The 4,895-nt window shown below is 64.9% G+C and carries 6 protein-coding genes, 1 tRNA gene and 2 pseudogenes; 8 read left to right on the forward strand and 1 reads right to left on the reverse strand.

Translation table 11 applies throughout. The features are described 5' to 3' along the window. The first annotated feature begins 92 nt into the window (after positions 1-92). From ACTWPT_RS59440 to ACTWPT_RS59460, 5 genes are all read left to right on the forward strand, one after another. On the forward strand, positions 93-335 hold the full coding sequence (locus ACTWPT_RS59440; RefSeq protein ID WP_443186385.1) for an expansin C-terminal domain-related protein: 243 nt from the start codon (positions 93-95) through the stop codon (positions 333-335). A gap of 275 nt (positions 336-610) precedes the next feature. Further along, positions 611-673 (forward strand) — tRNA-Phe (locus ACTWPT_RS59445). A 267-nt stretch (positions 674-940) separates the two neighbouring features. Beyond that, positions 941-1,201: a type II toxin-antitoxin system Phd/YefM family antitoxin gene (locus tag ACTWPT_RS59450; RefSeq protein ID WP_443186381.1), complete on the forward strand. Its 261-nt coding sequence runs from the start codon at positions 941-943 to the stop codon at positions 1,199-1,201. Next, positions 1,186-1,593 (forward strand): PIN domain-containing protein, encoded by a 408-nt coding sequence (locus ACTWPT_RS59455; protein ID WP_375117958.1) that lies wholly within the window; start codon positions 1,186-1,188, stop codon positions 1,591-1,593. Before ACTWPT_RS59450 ends, ACTWPT_RS59455 begins: the two co-directional genes overlap by 16 nt. Before the next feature lie 276 nt (positions 1,594-1,869). Beyond that, positions 1,870-2,193 carry a hypothetical protein gene (locus ACTWPT_RS59460; RefSeq protein ID WP_443186382.1) on the forward strand — a complete coding sequence of 108 codons (324 nt, stop codon included), beginning with the start codon at positions 1,870-1,872 and terminating at the stop codon, positions 2,191-2,193. Between the two features lie 15 nt (positions 2,194-2,208). Here the strand turns inward: ACTWPT_RS59460 and ACTWPT_RS59465 are convergent. Continuing rightward, positions 2,209-2,967, reverse strand: a pseudogene (locus tag ACTWPT_RS59465) (IS256 family transposase); the annotation flags it as partial. Between ACTWPT_RS59465 and ACTWPT_RS59470 the strand changes: the two are divergent. From ACTWPT_RS59470 to ACTWPT_RS59480, 3 genes and pseudogenes are all read left to right on the forward strand, one after another. Continuing rightward, a pseudogene (locus ACTWPT_RS59470) lies at positions 2,962-3,780 on the forward strand (IS256 family transposase); the annotation flags it as partial. The pseudogenes ACTWPT_RS59465 and ACTWPT_RS59470 overlap by 6 nt on opposite strands. Further along, the gene (locus ACTWPT_RS59475; RefSeq protein ID WP_443186383.1) at positions 3,777-4,274 is read left to right on the forward strand and encodes an HAD domain-containing protein; all 498 of its coding nucleotides are present in this window, start codon (positions 3,777-3,779) and stop codon (positions 4,272-4,274) included. The pseudogene ACTWPT_RS59470 and the gene ACTWPT_RS59475, both read left to right, overlap by 4 nt. A 39-nt stretch (positions 4,275-4,313) precedes the next feature. Further along, a complete protein-coding gene (locus ACTWPT_RS59480) occupies positions 4,314-4,712 on the forward strand; it encodes a hypothetical protein (RefSeq protein ID WP_443186384.1) in 399 nt (132 codons plus the stop codon). Positions 4,713-4,895 lie beyond the last annotated feature (183 nt).

The following is a 4,895-nucleotide window of genomic DNA, read 5'->3' on the forward strand; positions in this document are numbered from 1 at the left end:
AGCACGGCCTGAACGCCCTGGACACGATCCGCCGAGCCTTCACCGGCCACCTCTGGATGCCCCCGATCGTCCTGACCGACTGACCAGCAAGCATCACAAAGCGTCACAGAGCTGATGAATGCTTACATCCGCTCGCCTCGGTCGAGGTGAAGGCCGGCGGCGGCGCCTGGCGCAAGCTGGCTCGGGCCGACTACAACTACTGGATCGCCCAGTCCGGCGCGGGCCGGGGCCCCTTCGCCGTACGGGTCACCGACACCCGCGGCCACCGGGTCACGGCCAACGGCGTCCGTCTGGCCCCCGCCGTCATCCAGCGCACCACCACGAAGATGTACTGACACGAGTCGGTGCGCTGTTCAGCTGGTGGCCTGCATGGCCGCAGGCTGTCGGCTGCGGGCGAACCCGTACAGTCCTCCCTTGGAGATGACGTCACGATCCTTGTCCTCGGTCACGCCGGCGAACTCAGTCACTGACATGAGGACATGGTTCCGCACACCTGAAAGATCTTGGCAATCCCCTATTGGCTGGTGACAGCAGTGCTGACAGCAACGTCCCCACACGCGGGCTCACTGCGGCTACCCTCCACACATCCCTGACCACGGTCTCAATCAATCGAGCAGGGTGATAGCTCGGCCTGAAAAGCGGAAGGTCGGCGGTTCGACCCCGCCCCTGACCACCTCTCCTGAACAGCCAAGATGCCCCGAAGCGAAGATCGCTCCGGGGCGTTTTTGTGTCCGCTGAAGGCAACAAACGAAGCGGACGGTCATCTGCAGTCGGGGTGTGAGCACCGGATGAACGGCTGGCAGATCGCTACGGCTGTCGCGCCTATGCATCGCCATGTGACGGCTTGATCCCTTCTTGGCTGAGGTCAGTGACTTCACGAGAGCAAGGGCACGCTTCGACTCGCTGAACAGGAGCCGACATCATCAGATAATCTGATTCTATGAAGGTGATGACTGCCACTGAAGCGTCTCGGAGCTTCGCCACCGTCCTAGACGAGGTGGAGCACGGGGAGACCATTGTGGTGACTCGTGGCGGGAAGCAAATCGCCGTGATCGGCCCTGCGCCCACTGCACCAGGGCGTATGGTCAAGGCGTTTCTGGCCAGAAGGGCGGGGACGCTGGACGCGGATTTCGAGGCTGATGTCGCGGCGGCCCGCGAGGCAATCGACGACGAGATGAGGGGCACGTGGCCCGACGCCTGATCCTGGACACGGGTGTGCTCATCGCGGCCGAGCGGGGCAAGGCGTCCGTGGACGCAGTGATCGAAGACCCCGATGATGTGGCGATCGCGGCGATCACTGTGGCGGAGCTGCTCGTCGGTGTGGAAATGGCCGATGCGGCTCGCCGGCCCAATCGGCAGGCCTTCGTCGATGAAGTCCTGGCGTTGATTCCAGTCGAGGAATACACGACAGACGTCGCCAGAGTCCATGCTCGTCTTATGGCGCATGTTCGACGAGAAGGTAAGTCTCGTGGCGCGTACGATCTCCTGATTGCGGCGACGGCCGCGGCCACCGCGAGAACAGTGATCACGATGGACGCCTCGGCCGCATTCGATGATCTTCCAGGCGTCCGTGCTCAGGTGGTCCCCCGCTGAATGTCGACGGCAACGCTGACGGCAACGTCAGCCACCAGTCCTACACGGAAGGCACCACAGGCGGCCCCCACCTCCTGGTCGCGGCCTGCCAACAGGCTGATTGCTACACCTGAAAAGCGGAAGGTCGGCGGTTCGACCCCGCCCCTGACCACAGCAACTGACCAGCCAAGATGCCCCGAAGCGAAGATCGCTCCGGGGCGTTTTTGTTGTTCTGACGACAGCGCTGACGACAGTAGTCATGGAAGTCACCTCTGCGAGGCTGCAGAATCCCTTTCTGTGAGCCGGACGGACAACACGATGCCGCTGCGAATACAGGAGCAGGACGGCCGTCGCTACAGGCGTGACGCGGGCGGGTCCTATGAGGGCATCGGCAGAGACACGAACATCGCCGAACGGAAAGCTCGGCAGCGCGTTCGCCTGATCCTGCTACGGGGCGAGGAACTCAGCCAGCTCTACCCCTCGACTGGTCACCCAGCGAAGGCATCCAGCCCACCTGATGCAGACACATTGAGCCAGACCTCAACGACAGACAAAGACCGGCTCATACCCGAGCTAGCGGTCACGTCCATGGACGTGGTGTATGAATCGATCTTCGCGTGATCCTGTTTCTGCAGGTTAAGCGGTAAGTGTCCGCGGGAGTGGGTTCTGTGCGGGTGTGTCGCCGGGGATCACGTGGATCCGGGCTTTGGCCAGGACGTCCAGGCCCATGTAGCGGCGGGCTTCGACCCATTCGTCGGTCTGCTCGGCCAGCACCGCGCCGACGAGGCGGATGATCGCCGCTCGGTCGGGGAAGATGCCGACCACGTCGGTGCGGCGGCGGATCTCCTTGTTCAGCCGCTCCTGCGGGTTGTTCGACCACAGCTGGGACCAGATCTCGCGGGGGAAGGCGGCGAAGGCCAGCAGGTCGCGGGCGGCGTCCAGATGCTCGGCCGCGGCTGGGTGTTTGTCCTCGAGTGTTTGCACGACCCAGACGTGCTGGGTGCGCACGGAGGCGGCGGGCTCGTCGAAGATGGTTCGAACCAGGGTGGCCACGAACGGCTGTGCGGACTTGTTGACGCAGGTCAGAAGGTTGCGCAGGTAGTGGGTGCGGCATCTTTGCCAGGAGGCGCCGGGCAGGGTGGCGCCGATCGCGGCCACCAGGCCGGCGTGACAGTCGGAGATGACCAGTTGCACCCCGGACAGGCCGCGCGCGGTCAGGCTGCGCAGGAAGGCCAGCCAGCCGGCGCCGTCTTCGGCGCTGGTGACGTCCAGGCCGAGGATCTCGCGCCGGCCGTCGGCGTTGACCGCGGTGGCCACCAGGCAGTGCACGTTGATGATCCGGCCGCCCTCACGCACCTTCTGCGTCAAAGCATCCAGCCAGACGAAGCCTCGGGGCTGTCGGCATCGGTGATCACGAAGCTGACCGAGCAGTGGAAGGCCGAGCAGCGCGTCTTCGCCACCCGGGACCTGTCGGGCGTGGACTACGTGTACCTGTGGGCCGACGGCATCCACGTCAATGTGCGCCTGGAGGAGGAGCGCCTGTGCCTGCTGGTGATGATCGGCGTGCGCTCCGACGGCCGCAAAGAGCTCGTCGCCTTGGCCGACGGCTACCGCGAATCCACCGAATCGTGGGCCGATCTACTGCGCGACTGCAAGCGGCGCGGGATGCGCGCTCCGGTGCTGGCCGTCGCCGACGGGGCGCTGGGGTTCTGGGGCGCGCTGGGCGAGGTGTTCCCACAGGCCAGAGCCCAGAGGTGCTGGTTTCATAAGATCGCCAATGTGCTCGGGGCGTTACCGAAGTCCGCGCACCCGGGAGCGAAGAAGGCGCTGGCCGAGATCTGGAACGCCGAGGACAAAGAACACGCCGAGGCGGCGGTGGCGGCGTTCCAGGACGCGTACGGCGCCAAGTACGGCAAGGCGGTGGCCAAGGTCACGGGCGATGTCGACGAACTGCTGGCGTTCTACGACTTCCCAGCCGAGCACTGGATCCACCTGCGCACGACCAACCCCATTGAGTCGACCTTCGCCACGGTCCGGCACCGCACCAAGGTCACCAAAGGGCCGGGATCACGCGCGGCCGGGCTGGCCATGGCGTTCAAGCTGATCGAGTCGGCCCAGGCGCGCTGGCGCTCGGTCAACGCGCCTCACCTGGTGGCTCTTGTGCGTGCCGGAGCCCGCTTCGAACGTGACGAGGTCAGCGCAGCATGACCGGTCATACCGAACGCCCGCTGCTCTTCCTCGACGTCGACGGGCCCCTTCTCCCTTTCGGCGAGGACCCGCAACGCGCACCGCGGGGTACTACACCGGACTCGCGCTTGGCGCGGCTCACCTCCGAGGTGGGGACTCGGCTGGCAGCGCTGCCCTGCGAACTCGTCTGGGCGACAACCTGGGAAGAGGAGGCGAATGCCGAGATAGCACCCCGAATCGGACTGCCGCAGCTGCCCGTCGTGAGGTGGCCGGAGCCAACCGAACACCACGAACGTGAGGACCGATGGTTCAGGCTCTGCTGGAAGACCCGGACCCTGGTGAACTGGGCGGGCGGGCGCCCGTTCGCCTGGGTCGACGACGAGATCACCGACGCCGATAGGGAGTGGGTCTCCGCGCACCATAGCGGCCGGGCTCTCCTCCACCACGTGGAGTCCTACCGGGGACTCGCCGATGAAGACTTCACAGTCCTCGATCAATGGCTTCGAGCCCTGTGAATCACCCGCAATCCACAGAATTTGACAATTGCTCAGTGAATGTGCAGGCGAACTAAGCTTCTGATCACGAAGCGCTCGACGATCGCGGTGCTCGTGGCTGCTTGTGTGTGGGGCGGTGCTTCGATCACCCCTATCGCTTTCATCGTGCTGAACCATGGGTGCGATGCTGACGATGACCGGCTCGTCACCTCCCTCGGCATCCTCGATGTTCGTCCGGCAAGCGCGACACTGCAGGAGGGACGCAGCAGCTCTTGCGAGAACGACGACCGGATCACGACCGTCCGGCAGACCTACCGCCCCTCGGGCCGCGAGCCGACGTGCTGCCCTCCTACGCTTCGAGCCTCCACCGCCGACTACCGGGATGTGGGGCTGACGACAACGGTGACGACAACATCGGCCACCGCGAGCACACGTCCGCAGCCGTACACAGCCTTCTGACCTCATGTCGGTCGAGCGGAGCAGGGTGATCACTCCGCCTGAACGACCACCTCTCCGAGCAATCGTCAATACCTGTGGATCAAGATCTTTTAAGCGGCTTTCTGGGAGTCTTCGATCGTTGGTGAGTCCTCGGGGCGTTCGACGAGCTTGCCCTTGCGGAACTTCGCCCCGGCGCGGACCAGG

Source organism: Nonomuraea sp. 3N208, assembly GCF_052245935.1.
Taxonomy (GTDB): Bacteria; Actinomycetota; Actinomycetes; order Streptosporangiales; family Streptosporangiaceae; genus Nonomuraea.

Bases quoted from the DNA above. Each gene is read 5' to 3' on its own strand.
- ACTWPT_RS59450 (WP_443186381.1), top strand. From the start codon at position 941: ATGAAGGTGATGACTGCCACTGAAGCGTCTCGGAGCTTCGCCACCGTC.
- ACTWPT_RS59475 (WP_443186383.1), top strand. From the start codon at position 3,777: ATGACCGGTCATACCGAACGCCCGCTGCTCTTCCTCGACGTCGACGGG.
- ACTWPT_RS59480 (WP_443186384.1), top strand. From the start codon at position 4,314: ATGTGCAGGCGAACTAAGCTTCTGATCACGAAGCGCTCGACGATCGCG.